Source organism: Shigella sp. FJ200513, from assembly GCF_040495915.1.
In the GTDB taxonomy this organism is placed as follows: Bacteria; Pseudomonadota; Gammaproteobacteria; order Enterobacterales; family Enterobacteriaceae; genus ECMA0423.
The window spans coordinates 1-466 of the sequence record NZ_JBDYCV010000288.1 but is presented as its reverse complement, the minus strand read 5'-3'; the positions used below and the strand labels follow the sequence as shown (position 1 = coordinate 466).

Genomic DNA, 466 nt, shown 5'->3' with positions numbered 1-466 from the left:
GGCGGTATTAATGATATCCAGTTGCTCTGAGATTGTTTCCCCCATTTCTTTCAGAACACCTCCACAGGCCGGGCAACTGGTTTCAGCAGGCAGAAGGCGATGTGTCTCCCGGGGAAGTTCTGCCGGCAGCGGTTTTCGTGAAGATTTTCGTCCCGGGGATTCAGGCTTACTGGCGATCGGGTTTTCTGACGGGGGACTGGTGTCAGGTGAATCTGTGACTGACGATGCATCTTCCAGAAGATTTCTGGCTGTGTTCAGCCGGTTTTCCAGTTCCGACAGTCGTTTTTCTGCCTGTCGGATCTGATTTTCAAGCTTATGACGCTTTTTCTCTGAACTCTGGCCGAACAACATACGACGCAACCTGTCGAGTTGCGCTTTCAGCCGTTCAATTTCCTGCTCATAGCCCGCGACCTGACAGGCATACTGTCGAAGCCGACTCTGTTGCTTACGCAACATGGCTTTAAGC

The 466-nt window shown here is 51.9% G+C and carries 1 protein-coding gene; it reads right to left on the bottom strand.

The window, feature by feature from the left end; all coding sequences use genetic code 11:
* Nucleotides 1-466: IS66 family transposase (locus ABZJ92_RS22280; RefSeq protein WP_171769525.1), on the bottom strand; the 466-nt coding region annotated here is incomplete at both ends.